This window comes from Rhizobium anhuiense (assembly GCF_003985145.1).
Classification (GTDB): Bacteria; Pseudomonadota; Alphaproteobacteria; order Rhizobiales; family Rhizobiaceae; genus Rhizobium; species Rhizobium anhuiense.
The window spans coordinates 218,027-243,629 of record NZ_ML133524.1 but is presented as its reverse complement, the minus strand read 5'-3'; the positions used below and the strand labels follow the sequence as shown (position 1 = coordinate 243,629).

At 61.5% G+C, this 25,603-nt stretch carries 19 protein-coding genes; 9 read left to right on the top strand and 10 right to left on the bottom strand.

Going from position 1 to position 25,603, the window contains the following annotated elements:
• Nucleotides 1-2 precede the first annotated feature (2 nt).
• Entirely contained in the window at nucleotides 3-2,207 is a 2,205-nt protein-coding gene (locus EEQ99_RS14455; protein ID WP_127430653.1) for a molybdopterin oxidoreductase family protein, read from the top strand.
• Nucleotides 2,204-2,794, top strand: a complete 591-nt coding sequence (locus tag EEQ99_RS14450; RefSeq protein WP_127430652.1) for an NUDIX domain-containing protein — start codon at nucleotides 2,204-2,206, stop codon at nucleotides 2,792-2,794. The genes EEQ99_RS14455 and EEQ99_RS14450 overlap by 4 nt, the downstream gene beginning before the upstream one ends.
• Nucleotides 2,795-2,860: 66 nt before the next feature.
• On the opposite strand, the gene EEQ99_RS14445 is transcribed toward EEQ99_RS14450, so the two are convergent.
• Nucleotides 2,861-4,159, bottom strand: a complete 1,299-nt coding sequence (locus EEQ99_RS14445) for an FAD-dependent oxidoreductase (RefSeq protein ID WP_127430651.1) — start codon at nucleotides 4,157-4,159, stop codon at nucleotides 2,861-2,863.
• Between the two features lie 10 nt (nucleotides 4,160-4,169).
• A complete protein-coding gene (locus tag EEQ99_RS14440) occupies nucleotides 4,170-4,784 on the bottom strand; it encodes a PadR family transcriptional regulator (protein WP_174824457.1) in 615 nt (204 codons plus the stop codon).
• Between the two features lie 237 nt (nucleotides 4,785-5,021).
• Between EEQ99_RS14440 and EEQ99_RS14435 the strand changes: the two genes are divergently transcribed.
• Nucleotides 5,022-6,191, top strand: coding sequence for an alpha-D-ribose 1-methylphosphonate 5-triphosphate diphosphatase (locus tag EEQ99_RS14435; protein ID WP_025570221.1), 1,170 nt, complete (start codon nucleotides 5,022-5,024; stop codon nucleotides 6,189-6,191).
• Nucleotides 6,192-6,979: 788 nt separating this feature from the next.
• Here EEQ99_RS14435 and purN read toward each other — a convergent pair.
• Nucleotides 6,980-7,651, bottom strand: a complete 672-nt coding sequence (gene purN / locus EEQ99_RS14430) for a phosphoribosylglycinamide formyltransferase (protein WP_025570223.1) — start codon at nucleotides 7,649-7,651, stop codon at nucleotides 6,980-6,982.
• A complete protein-coding gene (purM, locus tag EEQ99_RS14425; RefSeq protein ID WP_127430650.1) occupies nucleotides 7,648-8,721 on the bottom strand; it encodes a phosphoribosylformylglycinamidine cyclo-ligase in 1,074 nt (357 codons plus the stop codon). The genes purN and purM overlap by 4 nt, the downstream gene beginning before the upstream one ends.
• Nucleotides 8,722-8,966: 245 nt before the next feature.
• On the opposite strand from purM, the gene EEQ99_RS14420 reads away from it, so the two are divergent.
• From EEQ99_RS14420 to ppx, 4 genes are all read left to right on the top strand, one after another.
• Nucleotides 8,967-10,091 (top strand): AI-2E family transporter, encoded by a 1,125-nt coding sequence (locus EEQ99_RS14420; protein WP_097542988.1) that lies wholly within the window; start codon nucleotides 8,967-8,969, stop codon nucleotides 10,089-10,091.
• Nucleotides 10,084-10,797 carry a DnaA regulatory inactivator HdaA gene (gene hdaA, locus EEQ99_RS14415; RefSeq protein ID WP_025570229.1) on the top strand — a complete coding sequence of 238 codons (714 nt, stop codon included), beginning with the start codon at nucleotides 10,084-10,086 and terminating at the stop codon, nucleotides 10,795-10,797. Before EEQ99_RS14420 ends, hdaA begins: the two co-directional genes overlap by 8 nt.
• A gap of 66 nt (nucleotides 10,798-10,863) precedes the next feature.
• Nucleotides 10,864-13,068, top strand: coding sequence for an RNA degradosome polyphosphate kinase (locus EEQ99_RS14410; protein WP_047616369.1), 2,205 nt, complete (start codon nucleotides 10,864-10,866; stop codon nucleotides 13,066-13,068).
• 12 nt (nucleotides 13,069-13,080) lie between these two features.
• A complete protein-coding gene (gene ppx / locus EEQ99_RS14405; RefSeq protein WP_063474263.1) occupies nucleotides 13,081-14,601 on the top strand; it encodes an exopolyphosphatase in 1,521 nt (506 codons plus the stop codon).
• Between the two features lie 267 nt (nucleotides 14,602-14,868).
• Here ppx and EEQ99_RS14400 read toward each other — a convergent pair whose 3' ends face one another.
• The 4 genes from EEQ99_RS14400 to EEQ99_RS14385 form a co-directional block, all read right to left on the bottom strand.
• Nucleotides 14,869-16,227, bottom strand: coding sequence for an esterase-like activity of phytase family protein (locus EEQ99_RS14400; RefSeq protein WP_127430649.1), 1,359 nt, complete (start codon nucleotides 16,225-16,227; stop codon nucleotides 14,869-14,871).
• Nucleotides 16,228-16,332: 105 nt separating this feature from the next.
• Nucleotides 16,333-17,394, bottom strand: a complete 1,062-nt coding sequence (locus tag EEQ99_RS14395) for an adenylate/guanylate cyclase domain-containing protein (protein ID WP_025570680.1) — start codon at nucleotides 17,392-17,394, stop codon at nucleotides 16,333-16,335.
• A 144-nt stretch (nucleotides 17,395-17,538) separates the two neighbouring features.
• Complete coding sequence (gene rnd, locus EEQ99_RS14390) at nucleotides 17,539-18,684, bottom strand: ribonuclease D (protein WP_127430648.1); 1,146 nt, start codon at nucleotides 18,682-18,684, stop codon at nucleotides 17,539-17,541.
• Between the two features lie 170 nt (nucleotides 18,685-18,854).
• Nucleotides 18,855-20,246, bottom strand: coding sequence for a multicopper oxidase family protein (locus tag EEQ99_RS14385; protein WP_127430647.1), 1,392 nt, complete (start codon nucleotides 20,244-20,246; stop codon nucleotides 18,855-18,857).
• Between the two features lie 252 nt (nucleotides 20,247-20,498).
• Between EEQ99_RS14385 and aspS the strand changes: the two genes are divergently transcribed.
• Entirely contained in the window at nucleotides 20,499-22,289 is a 1,791-nt protein-coding gene (gene aspS, locus EEQ99_RS14375) for an aspartate--tRNA ligase (protein WP_127430646.1), read from the top strand.
• Between the two features lie 67 nt (nucleotides 22,290-22,356).
• Here aspS and EEQ99_RS14370 read toward each other — a convergent pair whose 3' ends face one another.
• Nucleotides 22,357-23,526 (bottom strand): serine hydrolase domain-containing protein, encoded by a 1,170-nt coding sequence (locus EEQ99_RS14370; RefSeq protein WP_097631052.1) that lies wholly within the window; start codon nucleotides 23,524-23,526, stop codon nucleotides 22,357-22,359.
• 66 nt (nucleotides 23,527-23,592) lie between these two features.
• On the opposite strand from EEQ99_RS14370, the gene EEQ99_RS14365 reads away from it, so the two are divergent.
• On the top strand, nucleotides 23,593-24,234 hold the full coding sequence (locus tag EEQ99_RS14365; protein ID WP_097631116.1) for a TetR/AcrR family transcriptional regulator: 642 nt from the start codon (nucleotides 23,593-23,595) through the stop codon (nucleotides 24,232-24,234).
• Between the two features lie 104 nt (nucleotides 24,235-24,338).
• Here EEQ99_RS14365 and EEQ99_RS14360 read toward each other — a convergent pair whose 3' ends face one another.
• Nucleotides 24,339-25,526 (bottom strand): hypothetical protein, encoded by a 1,188-nt coding sequence (locus EEQ99_RS14360; RefSeq protein ID WP_127430645.1) that lies wholly within the window; start codon nucleotides 25,524-25,526, stop codon nucleotides 24,339-24,341.
• Nucleotides 25,527-25,603 lie beyond the last annotated feature (77 nt).

Genomic DNA, 25,603 nt, shown 5'->3' with positions numbered 1-25,603 from the left:
GTATGAATTCGCGTCATGGCGAGCTTTTGTGGCTTTTGGCCGTGCAAGCCTTGGAATATACAAATGCCATGAACATTGCGACCCCCATCCACGCCAAATCAGAAAAGCCGGCCAATAGGGTGGGCCACACCGCCTGTCCGCATGACTGTCCCTCCACCTGTGCGCTGGAGGTCGATATATCAGAGGATGGCCGCATCGGCCGTGTGCGCGGCGCCAATGACCATTCCTACACGTCAGGCGTCATCTGCGCCAAGGTCGCCCGTTATGTCGAGCGGCTCTACCATCCCGACCGCCTGATGCATCCCTTGCGCCGCGCCGGCGCCAAGGGCGCAGGGCAGTGGCAGCAGATTTCCTGGGACGATGCGCTGGATGAGATCGCCGAAGCCTTTGTGAAGGCCGAGGCGAGGGACGGCAGCGAGGCGATCTGGCCCTATTTCTACGCTGGCACCATGGGCTGGGTGCAGCGCGATTCGATCGATCGTCTGCGTCATGCCAAGCGTTACTCCGGCTTCTTCTCCTCGATCTGCACCAACCCCGCCTGGACCGGCTTCACCATGGCGACCGGCACGCTGCGTGGTCCCGATCCGCGCGAGATGAGCCGCACCGATTGCGTCGTCATCTGGGGCACCAACGCGGTCTCGACGCAGGTCAATGTGATGACCCACGCCATCAAGTCGCGCAAGGAGCGCGGCGCCAAGATCGTCGTCATCGACATTTACGACAATCCGACGATGAAGCAGGCCGACATGGCGTTGATCGTCAGGCCGGGTACCGATGCAGCACTCGCCTGCGCTGTCATGCACATCGCCTTCCGCGACGGCCATGCCGACCGTGATTATATGGCGCGGTATGCCGACGATCCCGAGGGTCTCGAAGCGCATCTGAAAACCAGGACGCCGCAATGGGCCGCCGCCATCACCGGTCTTTCGGTCGAGGAGATCGAAGCTTTCGCCAGCCTCGTCGGCACCACGAAGAAGACCTTCTTCCGCCTGGGCTATGGCTTCACCCGCCAGCGCAACGGCGCGGTCGCCATGCATGCGGCCGCCTCGATCGCCACCGTTCTCGGCTCCTGGCAATATGAAGGCGGCGGCGCCTTCCATTCGAACAGCGATATTTTCCGCATGAACAGCGCCGAACTGACCGGCCGGTCGATGAAGGATGCCGATATCCGCATGCTCGACCAGTCGCAGATCGGCCGGGTGCTGACCGGTGATGCGGTGGCGCTCCGTCATCGCGGCCCGGTGACGGCGATGCTGATCCAGAACACCAATCCCGCCAACATCGCCCCCGAGCAGCGCCTCGTCAGACGCGGCTTTGCCCGCAACGACCTCTTCGTCGCCGTCCACGAGCAGTTCATGACCGAAACGGCTGAGATCGCCGATATCGTCATTCCGGCGACGATGTTCGTCGAGCATGACGATATCTACCGGGCCGGCGGCCAGAACCATATCCTGCTGGGGCCGAAGCTGGTCGAGCCGCCGCCGACCGTGCGCACCAATCTCTTCGTCATCGAGGAACTGGCCAAACGCCTCGGCGTCGCCGATCGTCCCGGCTTCGGCTTCACCGCCCGCGAGATGGTCGACCGCATCCTCGAATCGAGCGGCCTGCCGGATTATGAGCATTTCCTCGAACACAAATGGTTCGATCGCCAGCCCGCCTTCGAGGAGGCGCATTATCTGAACGGCTTTGCCCATCCGGATGGCAAGTTCCACTTTCGCCCGGACTGGATCAATCAGCCGGCGCCGAACAAGCCGCCGGCCGCTATCGGCGTGCTCGGGCCGCATGCCGAGCTTCCGGCCTTCCCCGATCAGGTCGATGTCATCGAAGTCGCCGATCCCGAGCATCCTTTCCGGCTGGCCACGTCGCCCGCCCGCAACTTCCTGAATTCGAGCTTCTCCGAGACCAAGACCTCTCGCCAAAAGGAAGGGCGCCCCGAGGTGATGATCAATCCCGCCGACGCCGAAGCCAATGGCATCGCCCATGGCGATCTCGTTCGCATTGGCAATAGCCGCGGCGATCTGCGCATCCACGCCCGCATCACCACCGAAGTGAAATCCGGCGTGCTGATCGCCGAGGGGCTTTGGCCGAACAAGGCGCATGTCGATGGCGAGGGCATCAATGTCTTGACCGGCGCCGACCCCGTCGCACCCTATGGCGGGGCGGCCGTTCACGACAACAAGGTCTGGCTTCGCAGGGACGCAGCATGATGCAGCCGACATCACGCGTGAAGATCGTCAGCGGGGAAATTTTGTCGAATGGGTGGACGCGGCTCGCCAGCTACCTGCTCGATTATATCGACCGCAAGGGCGCAACCCAGCGGTTGAAGCGGGAAGTCTATCACCGCACGCCCGCCGCCTGCATCCTGCTTTATGATCCCAGGCGCGACCTTGTCGTGCTCGTCCGCCAGTTCCGCCTCCCTGTTCATCTCAACGGCGATCCCGCCTGGACAATCGAGGTGCCGGCCGGCCTTCTCGACGATGATCATCCCGAGGCGGCGATCCGCCGCGAGGCGATGGAGGAGACCGGCTATCGCCTGCGCGACGCGCGCTTCCTGTTCAAATCCTATACCTCGCCGGGCGCCGTCACCGAGGTCGTCCACTTCTTCGCAGCCCTCATCGACACCGCCGACCGCGTGGCGGAAGGCGGCGGCCTGGACGAAGAGCACGAGGATATCGAGGTCCTCGAAGTCCCGCTCGACGCCGCCGCGGCAATGATCGAAACTGGCGAGATCTTCGATGCCAAGACGATCGTGCTCTTGCAATGGGCGCTTTTGAACAGGGGCAAATTTCATTAGCGGTAAGGCGATCGAGACCTGGTTCGTCAAGTTACTTCGGGCGGATCGACATGATCCGCGACCCGTTTAGTTTTCCCCGCGAACTCGCATCATCTGCTGAAAGGCGCGCTGCTTCAGTGCAGGTACCGCATTGATGATGCGCATTACGCCGCGCGTGACAGCGAGTTGAAGTCTGCCGACAATTGGCCGATGGACCAGGTCGCGGGCATCCATCTGCTTTTTCGATTCTCGGATTGCTTCGGTACTGTAGCGAAGCATCTCGACTTCGTAGGCATGTATGGCTTCGACAAGCGGTTTTCGCCCTTGGTTCGCTTCAACCAGCATGCGTCCGAGCAGTGCGGCATCGCGAAGCGCGGTATTGGCGCCCGCGCCTCGTCCTGGTGTCATCGTATGGACGGCGTCACCGAGCAGAGTGACATTCGAACTCGCCCAAGGCGTCAGCGGGACGGCGGTTCTCATCCTGATATCGTGGATCGTCGAGGGCTCCGTCATCTGAATGAGCGCATGTAAGTGCGGATGCCAGTCCCGGGTGAGTTTCAAGCCCAGTTCTCTCAATTGTTCGCCGCTCAGACCGGTCGGGTCCCGCGGCCAGTTCTGCCGAGCTCCCCATACCCCCCAACCGACGCTGTCCTCGTCGAGTGCTTCGACGAAGTCCGGCCAACGAGCAATAAAACCTGGGTCGCTTCTAGTGCCGGCGAACTCGAGCGAGTGAATGATTGCGCCGAAGCCCATCGGCGCCATGATCAGCGACATGCCTTGAAACATTTTGTCCGACAGCAGAGCTTTCGTCGCGTCCGTCATCGGAATTTTGCCCCCGACCGACACGATCCCCGTGTCTTCCAGACGCGCTTCCGGCAGACGTTGCTTGCGTACAGTCGAATTCGTGCCGTCAGCGCCCACCAGCACATCTCCCGTCGCGAGACTTCCATCCTGAAAGCAAGCTATGACCGACCCGTCGGCGCTGTTTATGTAACTTTGAAGCGTCTTCCCGAAGAAGACGTCGTCTTCAAGTCCTCTGAGCAGAACCCGCCTCAGCGTCTTTCGAATGACGTTCTTTTCACCGTCGAGAGTGTTCGGGCCTGCATCATCGATATCGAAGCTCAGGACTTCGCCCAGTTGTTCAGTGAGCATGTTGAAATAGCGTGGCGACCTCGCGCAGGTGGCGACATAGAGATCGTAGAGTTCGCCGGGGACACAGGCTTTTAGCGCGCGGCTTCCAGCCGGGCTGATGCCGACGCGATAACCACCACTGTCGGTGCTCGGCGCAAAGTCGCGCTCATATACCGCTATGCAAACCCCAGCCTGCTTAAGCAGATGTGCGAGTGCCAAACCGCCGGTCCCGGCGCCGATAATCAAAACCTTCATGGTGTTGGTCCTAGTCGAGTTTGGGGGCGATTGAGAATTTGGCGGCGATCTGTCTCAGCCACTCCTCTGTCCAGGTGATACGCTGGGCGCTGAGGTCCCCGACAATGCCACTGACCCAGGATAATTCGGCTGCGTGGATCGCTCGGAGATATTCCATCTCGAGAAGGAAGAGCCTTGGAACAGCCTGAGCTTCCTGCAAGACGTCGTCGATCCTGCGAAGTTCCGACTCGATGGCTTTTGCTCTGAGCTCAAGCTGGCTCGCCACATCATCAGGCGTAAGCAGCGGAAGAGATGACATCGCCGCGGGGAATTCCGGATATTCTCGCGTCAGGGTCGACAATATCGCCCGCATCCATTCAAGCGCGATTTCGCGGCCCTTCTCAGTTATCTCGTACACGGTTCGCTCTGGACGCTTGTCGTCCCGGACTGTTTTCCGCGGGATGATCAAGCCCTCGCGTTCGAGCCGCTGGATTGTTTGATAAAGGCTCGCCCTCTGCGTGACATTGATCACTTCGTCCTTGCCGCGCTCCTTGATGAGCCGCTGCATTCGGTAAGGATGCATTGGCTCTTCCATGAGCATTGCAAGGACGGCGAGCGCGACTGGAGAGCGTTTGATAGATGGCATAGTAATAATACTACTAGTTAATTTATAACTAGTCAATTCGAAGGCTCCGGTCGCTGGATTCGAGACTCGCGCTGGTTGAATCGATGGTCGTGAATCCGCGCGGCGAGCGCATTCAACCAATTCCAAAGCGCAAGTTTCCGCTTTAAGGTGATCGCGCTCGAAATTTCATACGACTGTCACGAAGCGGTTTTATCCGCTGCGGCTTGTCAATCATCGGATGCGGTCAGGAGAAAGCCCATGTGGCTCAGCAATTTCACCCTCGTTCTCCCAAACGAGGTGGTGAGTGAAGGTGCCGTGCGTGTTGAGGATGGCGTCATCGCTGAGATCAGGCCGGAGCCGGTCGCCGCCGCTGCCGTCGATGGCGGCGGACGGCTGCTGATGCCCGGATTCGTCGATCTGCACGGCGACATGATCGAGCGCGAGATCGCCCCGCGGCCGAACGCGACGATGCCGATCGATTTCGGCATCCACGAACTCGACAAGAAGCTTGCCGCCGCCGGTGTCACGACCGCCTTTGCCGCCGTCTCTTTTGCGACCGAGAGCGTCTACGGCCATGTCCGTTCGCTGGAGACGACCTCGGCAGTGATCGAGGGCATCAACCGTCTGCGCGATGATCTGCTGATCGACCACCGCGTCCATGCCCGCTACGAAATCACCAATGTCGGTGCAGCCCCGGCACTCGAGCGTCTGCTGAATGCCGACCAGATCGACATGGTGTCGCTGACCGACCACACGCCGGGCCAGGGCCAATACAACAATCTGCAGAGCTACATCCTCAGCATTTCCGAGCGCCGCGCCATCTCAGAGGACATGGCGGCGGAGATCGTCGCCAAGCGCATCGCCATGCGCAACAATCCTGACATCGAGGCCAAGCTGAAGGAGATTGTCGCGCTGTCGCTGAAGCACAAGCTGTCGCTTGCCTCGCATGACGATGACAGCGTCGAAAAGGTCGCCGAAATGCATGATCTCGGCGTGACCATCAGCGAGTTTCCGGTCACGGCGCCTGCGGCGGAAGAGGCGCGCCGCCGTGGCCTCTGGACGCTGATGGGCGCGCCGAACGCGCTGCGCGGCCAGTCGATGTCGGGCAATCTCAGCGCCCTCGATGCCGCAAGGGCCGGCCTGCTCAGCGTCATCGCCGCCGATTATCATCCGGCCGCCTTCGTGCCCGGCATCTTCAAGCTTGCCGACATGGTGGAAGGCGGCCTGCCGGCAGCCGTTGCCATGGCGACCGGCAATGCGGCCCGCTCGGCCGGTCTGTCGGATCGTGGCGAGATCGCCCTTGGTCAGCGCGCCGATCTCGTCGTGGTCGAACCGGGCGATATCAACCGCATCCGCGCCACTTTCCGCGCCGGCCGCTTCGTCTACAGCGACGGCACGCTGCATCCGCTGCGGGCTTTGGCGGCTTAGCTGCACGTCTGAGCGTCGAAATAATCCCTCCACCACAGAATGACGAGATCCCGGCTAAGCTGGCTTTCTCGTCGACGGTACCCCGACTATCACATAACTCCGGAACAAGACGCCAACGATGCGGAGTCAAGATGTCATCTGAGCCGAGATTGCTGCACAAGGAGTGGGGGCTGCTGCCGTTCGTTTTAAGTGGAATCGCGACAATATGTGTAATTGTTGTGTCAATTTACTACGATAACCAATATGGTATCCCGAACGTCTATATAGGTGGCAAATATATACAATGCAAAAAATCGGCTGCTTCCTTATTGAATGCGATTATATTTGTATATAAGTATCCAGGATTTGTTTTGATATTTATTTCTTTGATTTCTGTTGTTTTTTGTTATATATACGACAGGGGAATATTTGTTTTTGTTGTAATATATTTTGCAATATTCAACTATCCATTTGCTACGATATTGAGCGGATCCAAGATTGTTTTAAGTCAAGCTTCGGTAGAGACGCTGTGTGAGAGGGGAGGTTACGGCTCGGTCGCGATTCACCTTCCTCTATTGTTTTTGTCCTCTTACGTAATCATTGGAAATATTGTTCTGGTGGCCAAGCGATGGCTCAGAAGGAGAATCAAGAATACCTGATACCACAGGATGGAATCAGTTGGCTGACCTCTGTGATTATTTTGGGGTCATAGCGGCGGGCGCTGCTCAATTCTTTCCGAAAGCTCCGGTGTTCAGATCAGTAGGGAAGACCTGATAAAGTTACCGGCTTTCAGAAAATAGCGCAGCAATCTAAGCGCGGTCGCCGATCAGCGAAATCAGCTGTGCCTTGGGTGCGGCGGTCGAGGCCTCCGCGCCGACGGCCTTGCCGCCTTCCATCGTCACCCGGCCTTCGGCAAACAGCCGCAGCGCCTGCGGATAGATTTGATGTTCGATGGTGAGCACACGCGCGGCAAGGCTTTCGGCTGTGTCGCCCGAGAGAACCGGTACGGCCGCCTGGCCGATCACCGGCCCTTCATCCATGCCCTCGGTGACGAAATGCACCGTGCAGCCCGCGATCCGCATCCCGGCGTCGATCGCCCGCTGATGCGTATGCAGGCCGGGAAACAGCGGCAGCAGGGAAGGGTGGATGTTGAGCATCCGGCCTTCGTAACGCTGGATGAAAGTTGCCGTCAGTAGCCGCATGTAGCCTGCCAGGCACAGAATGTCGGGCGAAAGCTCGTCGAGCGCCGAAAAGATCGCCGCCTCATGCGCGTCCTTGCTGGCGTAGTCCTTGCGGGGGAAAGCGAAGGTGGCGATGCCTTCGGCATCAGCCTTGGCAAGCCCGCCGGCATCCGCCTTGTCGGAGATCACCCCGACGATCTCGGCCGGATAGTCGGCGGCCTTCGCCGCCGCAACCAACGCCATCATGTTGGAGCCGCTGCCTGATATGAAGACGACGACGCGTTTGCGCGGTGCGCTCATATCGCAAGCGTGCCCTTGTAGACCGTGCCGGCAGCGCCTTCGTTGCGGGCGATCATGCGGCCGAGCGTGATCACAGTCTCGCCCTCGGCTTCGAGGGCGGCCGAAACGGCCGCGACGTTCTCGACGGCAACGACGGCGATCATGCCGACGCCGCAATTGAAGGTGCGCAGCATTTCCCTGGATTCGACGCCGCCCGTCTTGGCGAGCCACGAAAACACCGCTGGAACCTTGACGGCATCAAGATCGATCTCGGCGGCTAGGTGTTTCGGCAAGACGCGCGGAATGTTTTCCGGGAAACCGCCGCCGGTGATGTGCGCCAGCGCCTTGATGGCGCCGGTCTCGCGGATCGCCTTCAGAAGCGGCTTCACATAGATGCGGGTCGGCTCGAGCAGCGCTTCGCCGAGCAGCCTGCCTTCGGCAAAAGGTGCGGCGGCGCTCCAGTCGAGGCCGGACAGTTCCACGATCTTGCGTACCAGCGAAAAGCCGTTGGAATGGACGCCGGAGGAGGCGAGGCCGAGGATCACGTCACCCTCGGCGATATCGCCCGAGGGCAGCAGCTTGCCGCGTTCGGCAGCACCCACGGCAAAACCGGCGAGATCGTAGTCGCCGGAGGAATACATGCCGGGCATCTCGGCGGTCTCGCCGCCGATCAGCGCGCAGCCGGCCTCGCGGCAGCCGGCGGCAATGCCGCCGACGATGGCTGCGCCCTGGTCGGGGTCGAGCTTGCCGGTCGCGAAATAATCGAGGAAGAACAGCGGCTCGGCGCCCTGCACCACGAGATCGTTGACGCACATGGCGACGAGGTCGATGCCGACGGTGTCGTGATAGTCGGCATCGATGGCGATCTTCAGCTTGGTGCCGACGCCGTCATTGGCGGCGACCAGAACCGGATCGCTGAAGCCCGCCGCCTTGAGGTCGAAGAGCCCGCCGAAGCCGCCGATCTCGCCATCGGCGCCGGGACGGCGCGTCGAACGCACTGCCGGCTTGATCTTCTCGACGAGGAGGTTGCCGGCATCGATATCGACGCCTGCATCGCTATATGTCAGGCCGTTTTTCCCAGACTGGCTCATGCTGGTCTCCGATGGCTATTTCAGGCGGCAAACGTGCCGCGTCATCTGCCGGTCGCAATTGCATGACAGGGGCGTTTATGCAAGCGTTGCATGGCAAAAGCCCCCAATTTCCCGCGTCTCCCTCCACCCTTTCCGGGATTTGACGCGACAGGGTTGACCATCTTTGCGCCTGCATCCTATGTGCTGAATGGCCGCTTCGGATCGGATGCGGCGTTTGGCGGCGGCGAGCAATCAACGGGGAAGCGATGCCACAGCATGTCAGCGGCAACAGTCTCAAGCGTCAGATCTTCTTCTGGCTGGCAGTGCTCGTCTTCTTCATCGTCTTTCTCTATGTCTTCAGCTCGATCCTGCTGCCTTTCATCGCCGGCATGGCGATCGCCTATTTCCTCGATCCGGTGGCCGACCGGCTTGAACGCCTGGGCCTGAGCCGCATGATGGCGACCATCGGCATTCTGGTCGCCTTCGTCATCGTCTTCGCCTTAGCGCTGATGATCCTCATTCCGGTGCTCATCAGCCAGTTCAACGATTTTGCCGAGCGTCTGCCGGGTTATATCAGCCAGTTGCAGCAGTTCATCACGCAGGCGCAGAATTCGCTGCTGCCGGACTGGGTCGAGAACCAGATGGGCGCGATCAAGGACAATCTCTCCGGCATCCTGTCGGAGGGTATGGGGTTCCTCACCGGGCTCTTCGCGCAGATCTGGAATTCCGGCAAGGCGATCGTCGACGTCATATCGCTGCTCGTCGTCACCCCCGTCGTCGCCTTCTATATCCTGCTCGACTGGGACCGCATGGTTGCCAAGGTCGATCAGTGGATCCCGCGCGATTATGTCAGCGATGTCCGCCAGATCGCCAAGGAGATCGACCAGGCGATCGCGGGCTTCATCCGCGGCCAGGGCTCGCTCTGCCTTATCCTCGGCATCTATTATGCCGTCGGCCTTTCTCTCGTCGGGTTGAATTTCGGCCTGCTGATCGGCCTCTTCGCCGGCATGATCAGTTTCATTCCCTATGTCGGCTCGATGGTTGGCCTCGTCCTCGCCATCGGCGTGGCGCTCGTGCAGTTCTGGCCGGATTATCCCTGGATCGGGCTGGTGCTCGTCGTCTTCTTCAGTGGTCAGTTCCTGGAAGGCAACATTCTGCAGCCGAAGCTCGTCGGTTCCAGCGTCGGCCTGCATCCGGTCTGGCTGATGTTTGCGCTTTTTGCCTTCGGCGCGCTCTTCGGTTTCGTCGGTCTTTTGGTCGCCGTGCCGGCCGCCGCAGCCGTCGGCGTCCTTGTTCGCTTCGCGCTTTCACGCTACCTTCAGAGCGATCTTTATTTTGGCGGGTCATCAAGCGGCCGCGCCAGGAAGACGAAATCAGTTCCCAATGAATGACGTCAAGAACGCTGATCCGAAGCGCAAGGCCGGAGAGCAGTTGCCGCTGGTCTTTTCGCACGATGCCGCAAGCGGGCGCGACGACCTCCTGATCTCGGAGCGTCTCGCCGCCGCCGTTTCGATCGTCGATGCCTGGCCCGCATGGCCATCGCCGGTCGTCGTGCTCGCCGGCCCGGTCGGCTCGGGTAAATCGCATCTTGCCCGCATCTGGCGGGACTTGAGCGGCGCCGTCGACATCCATCCCGAGCTCGGCTCGGATGCCGCCGTTGCCGCCGCCGCCGGCCCGGTGCTGTTCGAGGACGCCGATCGCCTCGGCTTCGATGACAACGCGCTATTCCACGTCATCAACAGCGTGCGCGAAAACGGCACCAGCCTGTTGATCACCAGCCGTCTCTGGCCGATGTCATGGCCGGTTTCGCTGCCCGATCTGCGCTCACGCCTGAAAGCGGCAACCGTCGTCGAGATCGGCGAACCCGATGAGGCGCTGTTGTCGCAGGTGATCGTCAAGCTCTTCGCCGACCGGCAGCTTTATATAGATGACAAACTCGTGCTCTATATCGTCAACCGGATGGAGCGGTCGCTGAACGCGGCCCAGACGATCGTCGAAAGGCTTGACCGGCTGGCCCTGTCGCGGGGTACGAAAATCACCCGGTCTCTTGCGGCCGAAGTATTGAATGAATTGGGAAATTCAGAACCGGCCGATTGACTGTCACAGTTCCGTCGTCAAACTGATATAATTGCCTTTGGCGATTGAGAACGGGGTAAGCGGACAATGGATAGTGCAGTCGCAGAACATCAAGAACTCGCTCCCGAGATCAACGACAACACTCCCCCGCTGGAAGAGCTGCTCAAGAGCCCCGAGCGCTTCATCAACCGGGAATTCTCCTGGCTGCAGTTCAACCGCCGAGTCCTCGAAGAAACGCTGAATACCGAGCATCCGCTGCTCGAGCGCGTCCGCTTCCTGTCGATCTCGGCCGCCAATCTCGATGAATTCTTCATGGTGCGTGTCGCCGGCCTCGAGGGCCAGGTGCGCCAGAACATCGCCATCCGCAGCCCCGACGGCAAGACGCCGGCCGAGCAGCTCGACTCGATCCTGCAGGAGATCGACCATCTGCAGATGGAGCAGCAGGCCTCGCTCGCCGTCCTGCAGCAATATCTCGCCAAGGAAGACATCCTGATCGTGCGCCCCGGCGCCTTGAGCGATGCCGACCGCCAGTGGCTGGCCGCCGAATTCGAACAGGCGATCTTCCCGGTCCTGACGCCGCTGTCGATCGATCCGGCCCATCCGTTCCCCTTCATTCCGAATCTCGGCTTCTCGATCGGCCTGCAGCTCGTCAGCAAGAACGGCCGCGAGCCGATGACGGCGCTGCTGCGCCTGCCGGTGGCGCTCGACCGCTTCGTTCGTCTGCCGGATGATGGAAACACGATCCGCTACATCACGCTGGAAGATGTCGCCAACATCTTCATCCATCGGCTCTACCCGGGTTACGAGGTGCAGGGTTCCGGTACGTTCCGCGTCATCCGCGACAGCGATATCGAAGTCGAGGAAGAGGCCGAGGATCTCGTCCGCTTTTTCGAAACGGCGCTGAAGCGCCGCCGCCGCGGTAAGGTCATCCGCATCGAGACCGACTCGGAAATGCCGGCCTCGCTGCGCCAGTTCGTCGTTCAGGCCCTCAATATCCCGGACAATCGCGTCGCCGTTCTGCCGGGTCTTTTGGCGTTGAACACCCTGTCCGAGATCACCAAGGCGCCGCGCGAGGATCTCAGGTTTGCCCCCTACAATGCGCGATTTCCCGAGCGCGTCCGCGAACATGCCGGCGACTGCTTTGCCGCCATCCGCGAAAAGGACATGGTCGTCCATCACCCCTACGAATCTTTCGACGTGGTGGTCCAGTTTCTTCTCCAGGCTGCGCGCGATCCTGACGTCCTGGCGATAAAGCAGACGCTTTACCGTACCTCCAACGACAGCCCGATCGTCCGCGCCCTGATCGACGCCGCCGAAGCCGGCAAGTCGGTGACGGCGCTGGTCGAGCTCAAGGCCCGCTTCGACGAAGAGGCGAACATCCGCTGGGCGCGCGATCTCGAACGCGCCGGCGTGCAGGTCGTCTTCGGTTTCATCGAGCTCAAGACCCACGCCAAGATGTCGATGGTCGTCCGGCGCGAGGAAGGCAAGCTGCGCACCTATTGCCACCTCGGAACGGGCAACTACCACCCGATCACCGCGAAGATTTATACCGACCTTTCCTATTTTACCTGCAATCCCGTCATCGCCCATGACATGGCGAATATCTTCAACTTCATCACCGGCTACGGCGAGCCCGAACAGGGCATGCAGCTCGCCATCTCGCCCTATACGATGCGCCCGCGCATCCTGCGCCACATCGAGGAGGAGATCCAGCATGCCAGGAACGGCGCGCCGGCCGCGATCTGGATGAAGATGAACGCGCTTGTCGATCCCGACATCATCGATGCGCTCTATCGCGCCAGCCATGCCGGCGTCGAGATCGATCTGGTGGTGCGCGGCATCTGCTGCCTGCGCCCGCAGGTGCCCGGCCTTTCGGAGAAGATCCGCGTCAAGTCGATCGTCGGCCGCTTCCTCGAACACAGCCGCATCTTCTGCTTCGGCAACGGCCACGGCCTGCCGTCCGATAAGGCGCTGGTTTACATCGGTTCGGCCGACATGATGCCACGAAACCTCGATCGCCGCGTCGAAACCATGGTTCCGCTGACGAATCCGACCGTTCACGAGCAAGTCTTGTCACAGATTATGCTCGGCAACGTGATTGACAATCAACAAAGCTACGAGATATTGCCCGACGGTACGTCGCGACGCATGGAAGTGCGCAGGGGCGAAGAACCGTTCAATGCGCAGCAGTATTTCATGACCAATCCGAGCCTGTCGGGCCGTGGTGAAGCTCTGAAGTCCAGTGCGCCGAAGCTGATCGCCGGCCTGCTCGAAGGCCGCAACAACAAGTAAAACTGGACCTAAATGGTTGAATCTGAAGCCCAGGGGCGCCTTCCGGGGATCGCTCCGGTCTCCGTCGTCGATATTGGATCGAATTCCATTCGTCTAGTCGTCTACGAAGGCATGTCCCGTTCGCCGACCGTCCTGTTCAACGAAAAGGTCCTCTGCGGCCTTGGCAAGGGCGTCGCCCTTACCGGCAAGATGGATGAAGACAGCGTCGCGCGGGCTTTGGCGGCGCTGCATCGTTTCAAGGCTCTGTCCGACCAGGCGCGCGCCGCCACCATGTATGTGCTGGCAACGGCAGCCGCGCGCGAGGCGAGCAACGGTCCCGATTTCATCCACCAGGCAGAAACCATCCTGAACCGCAAAGTCCGCGTGCTTTCGGGCGAGGAAGAGGCGAAATTCGCCTCGCTCGGCATCATCAGCGGTTTCTACAATCCTGACGGCATTGCCGGCGACCTTGGCGGCGGCTCGCTGGAGCTGATCGATATCAAGGGTAAGGAATTCGGCAAGGGCATCACTCTGCCGCTCGGCGGCCTGCGCCTGTCGGAATATGCCGGCGGTTCGCTCTCCAAGGCCCAGAGCTTTGCCCGCAAGCAGTTGAAGACGGCAAAGCTGCTGTCGAAAGGCGAGGGGCGTACCTTCTACGCCGTGGGCGGCACCTGGCGAAACATCGCCAAGCTGCACATGGAAATCACCCATTATCCGCTGCACATGATGCAGGGCTATGAGGTGTCGCTCGAAGCGATGATGCAGTTCCTCGACCAGGTGGTGGCCGCGCGCGACTCCAGGGAGCCGGCGCTGCAGGCCGTTTCCAAGCACCGTCGGTCGCTGCTGCCCTTCGGCGCCGTCGCCATGAAGGAAGTGCTGAGCGCGATGAAGCCGTCGATGATTTCCTTCTCCGCGCAAGGTGTGCGCGAGGGATATCTCTATTCGCTGCTGTCGGAGGCCGAGCGCCGCGCCGATCCGCTGCTTGCCGCTGCCGGCGAGCTGGCGATCCTGCGTGCCCGCTCGCCGGAGCATGCTCGCGAGCTGGCCGAATGGACCGGCCGCATGATGCCCCTCTTCGGCATCCAGGAAACCGAAGAGGAAAGCCGCTACCGTCAGGCCGCCTGTCTGCTTGCCGATATCAGCTGGCGCGCCCATCCTGACTATCGAGGGCTGCAGGCGCTGAACGTCATCGCTCACTCTTCCTTCGTCGGCATCAGTCATCCCGGCCGCGCCTTTATCGCGCTTTCCAACTATTACCGTTTCGAAGGCCTGCATGACGACGGCGCCACCGGCCCGCTGGCCCAGATCGCCACGCCTCAGCTCATCGAGCGCGCCAAGCTGCTCGGCGGCATGCTGCGTGTCGTCTACCTCTTCTCGGCCTCGATGCCCGGCATCGTCAAGAACCTGACCTTCCGCAAATCGCCGAACCCGGACCTCGACCTCGAATTCGTCGTGCCTCCCGAGTACCGCGATTTCGCCGGCGAACGCCTGGACGGTCGCCTGCAGCAGCTGTCGAGACTGACCAACAAGCGGCTGGCGTTTCTGTTCGAGTAGGGTAGGCATCTTTACGGCGGGCTGTTTTGACCGTGCCGTCCCTCCGCCTTCCCTCATTCCTGTGCTCGTCACAGGAATCCAGCCACCGCGCGTCCGCTCGGTGAACGACTCAGTGCGAGGGTTGAAAAAGTCTCTTGCGCCCAACGACTTGGGCGCACTGCATTCCTGTGACGAGCACAGGAATGAGGGAGAAACTTAGATGCCCACGACCAGATAAAAAAGGGCGGCGCTTACGTACCGCCCTCTCTATCTCACATCAAACCCGAATTACTTCGCGTTCAAAAACTCGCCGACCTCAAGCAGGCTGAACTCGTTATTGTCGGCCTTGTCGACGGCGCGGCCGGCCGAGAAGGGCAGGTTGTTGTCGTTGCCGATGATGATGTGCGTGGCGTCGACGCGGTCGACGTTTTCGATCGTCACGAACGGCATGTCGTAGACGCCGTCCTTGCTGCCGGCCTTCTTCTTGTTGTCGGGGTCCTGGATATTGAGGAGGTCGATATAGCCGATCTTGCGGACGGCCTTGCCGACATTGGCATCGTTGAACTCGATCTTGTAGACGCGCTTCAGTTCGGCCGGAGCCTCGAAGCAATCCGGCTTCGGCTGCTTGGGGTCGGCGCAGGCCTTGTCCTTGGCGCCGGCGCCGCTGTCGCGCTCGATGACGAGAGCGGTCGTGTCGTCGAGCATGTTGAAGTCGCCGATCGACACGCCCTTGTCTTCGAACGGATAGAGCCAGCTGCGGCCGGTCCACTTCTTGGCGGCGACGTCGAATTCGATAACGCGGATGGCGGTGTGGCCATCGACCGTTTCCATCGTGCCGTCATCCTTGTAGATGGCGCCTTCGAGTAGGCCGTAGAGCTTGGAACCATCCTTCGACATGGCGAGGCCTTCGAAGCCGCCGGAGCGCTTCAGGTTGAAGACCGGCATCTTCGCGGCCGGGTTGCCCGGCAGCTGGATCAGCGGATTGTCGGGCGAAAACACCGGCTTGCCGTCGAGCGTCGTCGGGATGACGTCGGTTAGGCGGCCTGACGGGTCGAATTTCAGGATGTAGGGACCGAATTCGTCGCCGAGCCAGAAGCCGTCGGCAACCGGCTGGATCGATTCGATATCGAAGTCGGCGCCGGTGAGGTAGCGCGTGTCGGTGCCTTCGAGCACGATCGGGAACGGAGCGATCTTGTTGGGGTCGGAGAGGAAGAGGTTCTTGACGACATCAGCCTTGTTGCCGGCCCAGTCGAACTTCATCTGGTGCAGGAAGAGCATGGAGTCGGACGAGTTGGCCTTCGAGCCGAAGCCGTTGTCGGAGAGCGTCCAGAAGGTGCCGTCGGTCATCGTCTTGATGCCGGAAAAACCCTGGATCGGCTGGCCGTTGAAGTGAAGCTTCAGATCGGTGATGCGGGCGCCGTCCTTGCCGGGAACGGTGCCGAGCGCTTCGGTGCGCTTGCGGTCCGCCGTCGTGAACTTGCCGGAATGCTTGAGGAATTCGGGGGCATCGGCCGGTGCCGGAACCATGGTGTTGGCAGGCAGGATCGCCTGGCCGGCGAGCTTGGCCGGAAACTGCTGCTGGTCGGCCGCAGCGGAGGTCGCGACCAGGATGAAAAGCGATACGGAAGCAAAAAGGACGGTCTTCATAATATCCCCGTGGAACGGATGCGAATGCTTTCCGCTTAGCAGGGCTTTGATGTCAGCGAATTGACGGTTGGGTGAAGCTTTGGTGACGTGCGGCCGAACCGCTGCTCAGCCGTGCAGAATGACGGCGGGCGTGTTCAGGACGGTCACCGCGCGTGAGGAAAGCGCCATGACGCCAAGCGCCTGGCCGCGGCCCCTGACGGCATGGGTGCCGAGATCTTCGCAGGAGATGTTGTCGGGAAACTCCATGCGCCGGGCAAGCTCGGCGGAGATCAGCACCGGCCGGTTCAGACTGCGGCAGAGGGTTTCCAGCCGAGCGGTGGTGTTCACCGTATCGCCGAAATAGCTGATTTTGTGATGGTCGACGCCGACTTCGGCGGTGATGATCTCGCCGCCGTGAAGGGCGGCGCGCAGCTTCGGCACCTGGCCGTAATTTTTCCGCCAGCCGGCGGCATTGGCGTCGATATCGGCGAGAATGTCGAAGATGCAGCGCACGCAGCGCGCATTCTTGACACCACGGGCAAGCGGCCAGGTGATGATCGCGGCATCCCCGACATAGTCGTTGATCATGCCCTTGTGACGCCTGACGGGCTCGGCGAAGGTCGCAAACAGCGAGCTCAGCAGCTGCTGCGCCCTGAGGTCACCGTGCTTTTCGGCAAAGGCCGTCGAATCGACCAGATCGATGAACAGGAAGACACGTTCTTCCCGGACCGGATTGCGGTAGCGGCTGACGAGCATGCTGAGGAAAACGTCGCGGCCGAGCAGTTCTCGCACACGCAGGACGAAGATCATCAAGGCGCAGACCGCCAGCGCATAGAGGAAGACCTCGAACGGCATGATGACGAGATCGAGGAGCGACGGCGGCTTCAGCATGCCGACCGACCAGAGCAGCAGGCCCGCGCAGGCAAAGCCGATGCTCATCAGGATCTCATAGATCACCAGCTCGGTGATGATGAAGGCGAAAGTCGGCAGCTTTTGGATGCGCCTGTAGAGCGTGCGCAACAGCACCTTACGCTCGAAAGCGATGATCGGCATGCCGATGAAAAGCGCGAAGATCGCTCCGATGACGGGCGTCTGGTTGGAATAGAACATGGAATCATAGATGACGCCGCTGGCCGCGAGGACGATCGCGATCAGGATCCAATTCTGCGTCGGAGATATTTCCCGCATGCCGCCTCTGCGCCGTGATGTTTCACCCAGCCATTGTTTCCGGCCGGAACCAACCGTCAAGCGAATTCGAAAGGACGGCGCCGCGTCGTTCGGACGCGTGAAGCACGATGCAGCACTTGGAAGTGCTGCATAATCTATCCAACCTCAGAGGCTGACGGTTTCGACCTTCCGGTCGACGAAGCGCAGAGCGATGTCGCCCTGGATCAGCCGCAGCGCCGGCTCGCCGAAAAGATCGCGCCGCCAGCCGCTGAGGGCCGCGACATCGGCCTTTTCGCCCTCGGCGGCGATCCTGTCGAGATCCTCGCTGTTGGCGATCACCTTCGGCGCCACGCCGTGTTTTTCCGAAATCAGCTTCAACAGCACCTTGAGCAGTTCGACGGCGGCAGCGGCCCCTTCGGGCGCCTGCGCCTGGCGTGGTGCGTGCGGCATATCGGCCTTCGGAATAGCAAGTGCCGTGTTGACGGCCTCGATGACAGCGGCGCCGGAGGTCGAGCGCTCCCAGCCTTTCGGAATGGTGCGCAACCGGCCCAGCGCCTCGGTATCCTTGGGCTGCTGCTGGGCGATCTCGTAGATCGCATCATCCTTCAGCACGCGCGACCGCGGCACGTTGCGGGCGCGGGCCTCGCGTTCGCGCCAGGCGGCGACATATTTCAGGATCGCCAGCTCCTGCGGCTTGCGCAGACGCATCTTCAAGCGCTGCCAGGCATCGTCGGGATGCATGTCGTAGGTTTCGCGCGCCTCGAGAATATCCATTTCCTCCGAGAGCCAGGAGGTGCGGCCTTCGCGATCGAGCTCCGCCTTCAGCGACAGGTAGACGTCGCGCAGGTGGGTGACGTCGGCCAGCGCATATTCCAGCTGCTTGTCGGAGAGCGGCCGGCGGCTCCAGTCGGTGAAGCGCGACGACTTGTCGATATGGACACTCTTGATGCGGCTGACCAGTTGATCGTAGGAGACGCTGTCGCCGAAGCCGCAGACCATGGCGGCGACCTGCGTGTCGAAGATCGGATGCGGAATGAGATTGCCGCGATTGAAGATGATTTCAATGTCCTGGCGCGCCGCATGAAAGACCTTCAGCACCTTCGTATCGGCCATCAGCTCGAAGAAGGGGGCGAGATCGATGCCCTTGGCCAGCGGATCGACGAGAACTTCGGTCGTCGGGCTTGCCATCTGGATCAGGCAGAGCTCCGGCCAGAAGGTCGTCTCGCGCAGGAATTCGGTGTCGATGGTGATGAAGTCGGACTTGGCCAGCTCTTTGCAGGCGGCCGCCAAATCGGCGGTGGTTTCGATCATATCATTTCATTCGCAAGGAAAAGGTCGGTTGAACCTTCCTTCTCCTTTCGGTTCGATATGTCAATACAACAGCATACGCTTCGAGCATTGCTGGCGAAGAATCACGTCCAAACTGAGGCAAGGGCGAACCACGGCGCGACGCGCGACCACGATCGTGAAGGCGCGCGGTCTCAGCTCACCCTGAGATAACTCGTCATCCCCGTCTTCTGATGCTCGATGATATGGCAATGCAGCAGCCAGTCGCCGGGATTGTCGGCGACGAAGGCGAGCTGCACCTTCTCGTCCGGTTGGATGAGATAGGTATCGGAGGTGAGCGGCATCACCTCCCGCGTCGAGGAGGAGATCACCGTGAAGCTCATCCCGTGCAGATGGATCGGATGCGTATGCGGCGTGGTGTTCTCCAGATTGAAGACATAGCTCCTGCCGAGCTTCAATTCCGCAAGCGGCGCCGTCGGATCGGGCGTGTCGCCCGGCCACGGCACCTTGTTGATGGCCCAGAAACTGTAGCCGAGCGTGCCGCAGATGCTTTCGACGGCGGCATTCTCGGCGGTGGCGCTCAGCACCAGCGGGATCTGTTCGGCGGTGGAAAGATCGGCCTTCGGCACCGGATTTTCGACAAGCGGCCCGAGATCGCCGATATCGCGCTTCAATGATGATCCGACCGCGCGCAGGCTGGCGATCGTCTTCGGCGTCGTGCCGCGGATATCTTCCAGCGTCGCGACCACGCCTTCGCTATCTGGCATGCGCACGGCGAGATCGAGCCGTTGACCCGGCCCGATCTGCAGGAGGTCTAGGGGAAAGCGCTTCGGCACCGGGTTGCCGTCGATCGCAATCACCGTCGCATCGGCGCCTTCCATCTTCAGCGAGAAGATCCGCGTCACGTCGGTGATCGCGATGCGCAGCCGCACCAGCCCGCCGGCCGGCGCGTCATATTGCGGTTCCTGGTGCCAGTTGGCCGTGCGCACCGTGCCGTAGGTGCCGGTCTTGGCCGCGTCGCGCGGCCGGAAGGGAGCGATGAATTGCCCGTCGCCGCCGAGCCGCCAGTCACGCAGGTTCAGCACCACTTCGGCATCGAACCCCGGATCGGCTGGGTCCTCGACGACGATGACGCCGGTCATGCCGTGCCCCATCTGCGTCAGCGTGTTGCAATGCGGATGATACCAGAAGGTGCCGGCATCGGGTGGCGTGAAGGCATAATCGAAGCTGTCGCCGGTATAGATGTAGGGCTGCGTCATGAACGGTACGCCGTCCATGCGGTTGTCGATGCGAAGCCCGTGCCAGTGGATCGTGGTCGGCTCGTCGAGCCCGTTTTTCAGCCGCGCCGCATAAGGGCGTCCCTTGGTCATCCTCAAAACCGGCGGCATGCCGTCGTGGCCCCAGCTCATGATATCCCTGGTCGGTCCCGCCTCGGTCAGCATGGCCTCGGTCTTTACCGCCGTCAGCAACTGCGGCTCGGGAGCTGCCTCGGCAAGCCCGAATTTGCCGGCAATGCCAATGCCGGCGCCATAAGCGCCCGCGACGGCGGATGCCTTCAAGAGGTTGCGGCGGGTAAGCAGAGGCATGCGGACGCTCCACGGTGAGAATGCCGATCCTTTTAAAGTTGACCGGTAGCTTCAGCAATACGGCAAGCGCGGCCAAACTGCCGCAGCATGGCGGCCGCCGCCTCGCCATAAACGCGTGTCAAACGCCCGGCCGCGTGCGCCAAGCCTTGACAAATCGGAGCGTCCATGCGCTTTTCCGCCCGATTTTCTTGTCGGCGCTTGAGGGTCCTGAAACCCTTGCTGCCGTCTCAGTACATGCCAGGATTTGACATCATGCATCGCTATCGCAGCCACACATGCGCCGCACTCCGCAAGACGGATGTCGGCTCGACCGTCCGCATTTCCGGCTGGGTCCACCGCGTTCGCGACCATGGCGGCGTTCTCTTCATCGACCTTCGCGACCATTACGGCATTACCCAGGTCGTCGCCGATCCCGACAGCCCGGCCTTCAAGATGGCGGAAACCGTGCGCGGTGAATGGGTCATCCGCATCGACGGTCTCGTCAAGGCCCGCACCGAAGACACCGTCAACAAGACCATGGCAACCGGTGAGATCGAGCTCTACGCACAGGAGATCGAAGTCCTCTCCGCCGCCAAGGAATTGCCGCTGCCGGTCTTCGGTGAGCCGGACTATCCCGAGGACGTCCGCCTCAAGTATCGTTTCCTCGATCTTCGCCGCGAAACGCTGCACCGGAACATCGTCAAGCGCACTCAGGTCATCTCCGCCATGCGCCGCGAAATGGGCAATGTCGGCTTCACCGAATATACGACCCCGATCCTGACGGCCTCCTCGCCGGAAGGCGCACGCGACTTCCTCGTGCCCTCGCGCATTCATCCCGGCACCTTCTACGCGCTGCCGCAGGCGCCGCAGCAGTACAAGCAGCTGCTGATGGTCGCGGGCTTCGACCGCTACTTCCAGATCGCGCCCTGCTTCCGCGATGAAGACCCGCGGGCCGACCGCCTGCCGGGCGAATTCTACCAGCTCGACCTCGAAATGAGCTTCGTGACCCAGGAAGATGTCTGGAACACGATGGGTCCGTTGATGACCAACATTTTCGAGGAATTCGCCGAAGGCAAGCCGGTCACCAAGGAATGGCCGCGCATCCCCTATGACGAGGCGATCCGCAAATATGGTTCGGACAAGCCGGACCTGCGCAACCCGATCGTCATGGAAGCGGTGACCGAACATTTTGCCGGCTCCGGCTTCAAGGTCTTCGCCGGCATGATCGCCTCCAACCCGAAGGTTGAGATCTGGGCGATCCCGGCAAAGACCGGCGGCTCGCGCGCCTTCTGCGACCGCATGAACGCCTGGGCGCAGAGCCAGGGCCAGCCCGGCCTCGGCTACATCTTCTGGCGCAGCGAGAACGACAAGCTCGAAGGCGCAGGTCCGCTTGCCAAGAACATCGGCGAGGAACGCACCGATGCGATCCGCACCCAGCTCGGCCTCGGAGATGGTGACGCCTGCTTCTTCGTTGCCGGCGAGCCGGAAAAGTTCTACAAGTTCGCCGGCGAGGCTCGCACCAAGGCTGGCGAAGAACTGAACCTCGTCGACCGCGACCGCTTCGAACTGTGCTGGATCGTTGACTTCCCCTTCTTCGAGTGGAGCGAGGAAGACAAGAAGGTCGACTTCGCCCACAACCCGTTCTCGATGCCGCAAGGCGGCCTTGACGCGCTTAAGAACCAGGATCCCTTGACGATCAAGGCGTTCCAGTATGACGCCGTCTGCAACGGTTTCGAAATCGCCTCGGGCTCGATCCGCAACCAGTCGCCGGAAACCATGGTCGCCGCCTTCGAGAAGGTCGGCCTCAGCCAGCAGGATGTCGAAGATCGTTTCGGCGGCCTCTACCGCGCCTTCCAGTATGGCGCGCCCCCGCATGGCGGCGCTGCCTTCGGCATCGATCGCATCGTCATGCTGCTCGTCGGCGCGAAGAACCTGCGCGAAATCTCGCTGTTCCCGATGAACCAGCAGGCCCAGGACCTCTTGATGGGGGCGCCGAGCCCGGCAACGCCGACGCAGCTGCGCGAGCTCTCGATCCGGCCGATCCCGCCGGTCAAGAAAGAATGAGATCTCTGATCCCAAATGCAAAAAGCCCGGCGGCACAACCGCCGGGCTTTTTGCTTGTTTCACTCGCTCATAATGCCGCGTAGATCGCCTCGCGAAGATCGACGGTGAACTTGCCCCACATGCCCTCCAGCGTCGTGTTGGTCAGCGCCACGACGGTCAGCCCGTTGACCGGGTCGATGAACCAGCTATGGCCGTAGACGCCGCCCCATTTCAGCGTGCCCTTGGGGAAGGGGACGCCTGCCTCGGCCGGATTGGTGATAACGGACCAGCCGAAACCGAAGCCGGAACCGGGCTCGTGCTGTTGGCGGCGCCCGCCGGCCTGGTCGGTCGTCATCATCCGGACGGTTTCGCTCGAGACCAGCGGGGCGCCGCCCCTGCGGATGGTGTCGAGGATGGCGAGCACGTCACCCGCGGTTCCCGCCATGCCGGCGCCGCCCGAATGATAGGAGGCGGGGTCGAAGATACGGTTCGGCGCGAAGCGGATGGGACCCATCAGCGACATCACCAGCGCATTCTCGCCCATCAGCGCCGGTTCCGGTGAAGCATCCATATAGGCCGCCGCCAGCCGGCTGCGGTCGCGAACCGAAAACGTGGTATCGGCAAGACCGAGCGGTTTCGTCACCAGATCAGCGACCGCGTCGCCGAGCGGCACGCCGGTTTCCGCCTCGATGACGCCGCCCAGAACATCCATGGCGAGGGAATATTGCCAGTCGCTGCCCGGGGTGAAGCGCAGCGGCGCGCTGGCGATCCGCCGCAGGTTCTCGGCCAGCGGCAGTCCCGGTTCGTCGAGGCCGTCGGAAACGCCGGCGCTGATATAAGGGCCGCCGTCCTCTTCGGAGAAGCTGTAGCCGAGGCCCGCTGTATGGGTCAGCAGGTGGCGGATGCGAATGGTTGCTTCGGCGCCGTCGGGCAGCCTTGGACGGAAGTCCGGCAGCCATTGCGTCACCGCGTCGTCGAGCCCGATTCTTCCCTGCTCGACGAGCCGCATCGCGGCGATGGTGACGATCGGCTTGGTAATGGAGGCGAGCCTGAAGATCGTGTCCTCGCGCATGGCCAAACCGTTTTCGCGATCGGCAAGGCCGGCGGCGCGGCGATGGACGATCTCTCCGTCGCGGGCGACGAGCACCACCGTTCCAACCAGCCGTTTTTCGGTGATCGCGCTTGTGATTGCCGCATCGACTGCTGCGGCAAGGGATGAATTCCTGTCGGCATCCGCCGTTTCGAGGGGAAGACTCATCAGATTAAATCTCCTATAATCACAATGACCGTTCCTGAATATAGCAAGCTGCTTCGAATTTCTAGAGTGATCATTGTGAAAAATAGCGCTGACACGAAAAATCCCGCCGCCCGACGACGCGGCCGCCCGCCGGCCTTCGACCGCGAGACCGTTCTCTCGGCGGCGCGCGAGACCTTCTGGGCGCATGGATATGAGGGCGCCTCGATCGCCGATCTCACCGCCGCAATGGGCATCACGCCGCAAAGCCTCTATGCCGCCTTCAACTCGAAGGCCGATCTCTATCGCGCGGCGCTCGAGCAATATCGCGGCCTGGGCGCTGACACCTTTTCCGCGCTCGGCGAGCCGATCGACACCGTCTCCGCCTTCGAGCGCATATTGCGGGGCTCGGCGGCGATCTTCTCGGCACCGGAGCATCCGAAAGGCTGCATGATCTCGACGGCGGCGCTGAACTGCGCCAGCGAGAACGAAGCGATCGTCGACCATGTCGCGGCGATGCGTCGTCGGTCGCTCGACGCTTTCACCGCGAGGATCGAGCGCGGCATTCGCGAACGCGATATCAAGGCCGGGACGAATCCTCGCGCACTCGCACGGTTCCTCGGCGCCATCATCCAGGGCATGTCGGTGCAGGCGAGGGACGGGGCGCCTCTTGAAGAACTGCTTGATATCGCAGCCCACGCGATCGCCGAGGTCGCCCGCCACCGCGCCTGAAAACGAAAAGGCCCGGCAGTCCGTGAACTGGCCCCGAGAGTTGGACATCAACCTTTGGGGCGCAGTTCACTGCTGCCGGGCCTTTGATCGCAAGATCGAAGCGATCAGTCGTTGGCGGTAACCTTGACGCCGAGCACCTGCGGCAGGGTGTTCGGGGCGCCCATGGCGGCGCCCACGATCGTCGGGAACGGCACCGGCTTTTCAGGCGCGGCCTTGACCGTCAGGCTCTTCGGATCGTCGAGGAAGGTGTTGACGGCGGCCGAAACGGCGTTCTGCAGTTCCGGGATATTGAGCTGCGCCAGCATGATCGGCGTCATCGCCTTCAGCGAATCCGCCATCTGCTTGCCGGACATGTTCTGCTGCGAACCGGCATAATCCAGCGCGCGCTTGGTGATCGAAGCATCTTCGAAGCGCACCTGTGCGGCCTCGAAGGACAGCTGCTGCATCAGGCCAAGCATGGCAAGGCCGAGCGCCTGCTGCGACTGTTCCTTGTTCGGATTGGCTTCGGATTCCTTCATCGCATCCTGCATCGATTTCATGAAGGCCATCGTGTAGCCGGAGATCTTGAAACCGAGATTGAGCTTGCCGACGTTGGTGAAATCGAGGGCGAATTCCGAAATGTCGATCGTGCCGGGGGCAAGTTCCCAGGCGCCCTTCATGGTGATGTCGCCCTGGACGTGCTGCAGTGCGAGCTTCTCGATCGCGTCCTTGCTTTGCGCATCCTGGGTCTTGGTCAGATCGGCCTTCATGCTTTTGAAGGCGCCGTCGAAATCGAAGCCGGATTCGTCCTCGCGCAGCGTCAGGTTCATATTGCTTTCGAGCACCGAGAACACTTCCGCGCCGTCCTTGACCACCTTCAGCGGGCCGGTATGGGCACTTTCGTAGAGCATCATGGTATCGAGCGTGTCGCCGCCCGCCGTTGCCGGGATCGAGATGCCGCCGAGCGTCAGCTCCTGCGCCGTCACCGTGACGCCGTCTTCCGTTTTGTTGATATCGGGGAAGGCGGCCTCTTCGATGTAATAGCCGCCATCCTCGTCTTCTTCGACGCCGGTAAGGGTGACTTCGCCGATGGGCAGGCTCTCGCCGCCGGTCGGCTTGACGGTGACATTCTTCAAGGTCACGGTCGTGCCGTCGATGTCGATGTTCTCAGCCGCAATCGTCCCGCCCTGAGCGGCATAGGCGGCATTAAGCTTCTTCAGCAAATCGGTGCCGTCGAGAGCGAAAGCCGAACCGGCGAGCGAGAAAAAGGCGGCGCCCGACAGCATCAGCCGCGTTGTCCGGGAAATATTCATGGGGTGATTCCTCTGGTGGCGTGTGGCGGTTGGAAATCTGCAGTTACGCTACTACGGATTGGGCCCGCTTTATATTT

What these genes read in the sequence shown, in the direction of transcription:
- EEQ99_RS14455 (WP_127430653.1), top strand. Translation starts at nt 3, where the DNA reads ATGAATTCGCGTCATGGCGAGCTTTTGTGGCTTTTGGCCGTGCAAGCC.
- EEQ99_RS14450 (WP_127430652.1), top strand. Translation starts at nt 2,204, where the DNA reads ATGATGCAGCCGACATCACGCGTGAAGATCGTCAGCGGGGAAATTTTG.
- EEQ99_RS14445 (WP_127430651.1), bottom strand. Translation starts at nt 4,159, where the DNA reads ATGAAGGTTTTGATTATCGGCGCCGGGACCGGCGGTTTGGCACTCGCA.
- EEQ99_RS14440 (WP_174824457.1), bottom strand. Translation starts at nt 4,784, where the DNA reads ATGCCATCTATCAAACGCTCTCCAGTCGCGCTCGCCGTCCTTGCAATG.
- EEQ99_RS14435 (WP_025570221.1), top strand. Translation starts at nt 5,022, where the DNA reads ATGTGGCTCAGCAATTTCACCCTCGTTCTCCCAAACGAGGTGGTGAGT.
- purN (WP_025570223.1), bottom strand. Translation starts at nt 7,651, where the DNA reads ATGAGCGCACCGCGCAAACGCGTCGTCGTCTTCATATCAGGCAGCGGC.
- purM (WP_127430650.1), bottom strand. Translation starts at nt 8,721, where the DNA reads ATGAGCCAGTCTGGGAAAAACGGCCTGACATATAGCGATGCAGGCGTC.
- EEQ99_RS14420 (WP_097542988.1), top strand. Translation starts at nt 8,967, where the DNA reads ATGCCACAGCATGTCAGCGGCAACAGTCTCAAGCGTCAGATCTTCTTC.
- hdaA (WP_025570229.1), top strand. Translation starts at nt 10,084, where the DNA reads ATGAATGACGTCAAGAACGCTGATCCGAAGCGCAAGGCCGGAGAGCAG.
- EEQ99_RS14410 (WP_047616369.1), top strand. Translation starts at nt 10,864, where the DNA reads ATGGATAGTGCAGTCGCAGAACATCAAGAACTCGCTCCCGAGATCAAC.
- ppx (WP_063474263.1), top strand. Translation starts at nt 13,081, where the DNA reads ATGGTTGAATCTGAAGCCCAGGGGCGCCTTCCGGGGATCGCTCCGGTC.
- EEQ99_RS14400 (WP_127430649.1), bottom strand. Translation starts at nt 16,227, where the DNA reads ATGAAGACCGTCCTTTTTGCTTCCGTATCGCTTTTCATCCTGGTCGCG.
- EEQ99_RS14395 (WP_025570680.1), bottom strand. Translation starts at nt 17,394, where the DNA reads ATGCGGGAAATATCTCCGACGCAGAATTGGATCCTGATCGCGATCGTC.
- rnd (WP_127430648.1), bottom strand. Translation starts at nt 18,684, where the DNA reads ATGATCGAAACCACCGCCGATTTGGCGGCCGCCTGCAAAGAGCTGGCC.
- EEQ99_RS14385 (WP_127430647.1), bottom strand. Translation starts at nt 20,246, where the DNA reads ATGCCTCTGCTTACCCGCCGCAACCTCTTGAAGGCATCCGCCGTCGCG.
- aspS (WP_127430646.1), top strand. Translation starts at nt 20,499, where the DNA reads ATGCATCGCTATCGCAGCCACACATGCGCCGCACTCCGCAAGACGGAT.
- EEQ99_RS14370 (WP_097631052.1), bottom strand. Translation starts at nt 23,526, where the DNA reads ATGAGTCTTCCCCTCGAAACGGCGGATGCCGACAGGAATTCATCCCTT.
- EEQ99_RS14360 (WP_127430645.1), bottom strand. Translation starts at nt 25,526, where the DNA reads ATGAATATTTCCCGGACAACGCGGCTGATGCTGTCGGGCGCCGCCTTT.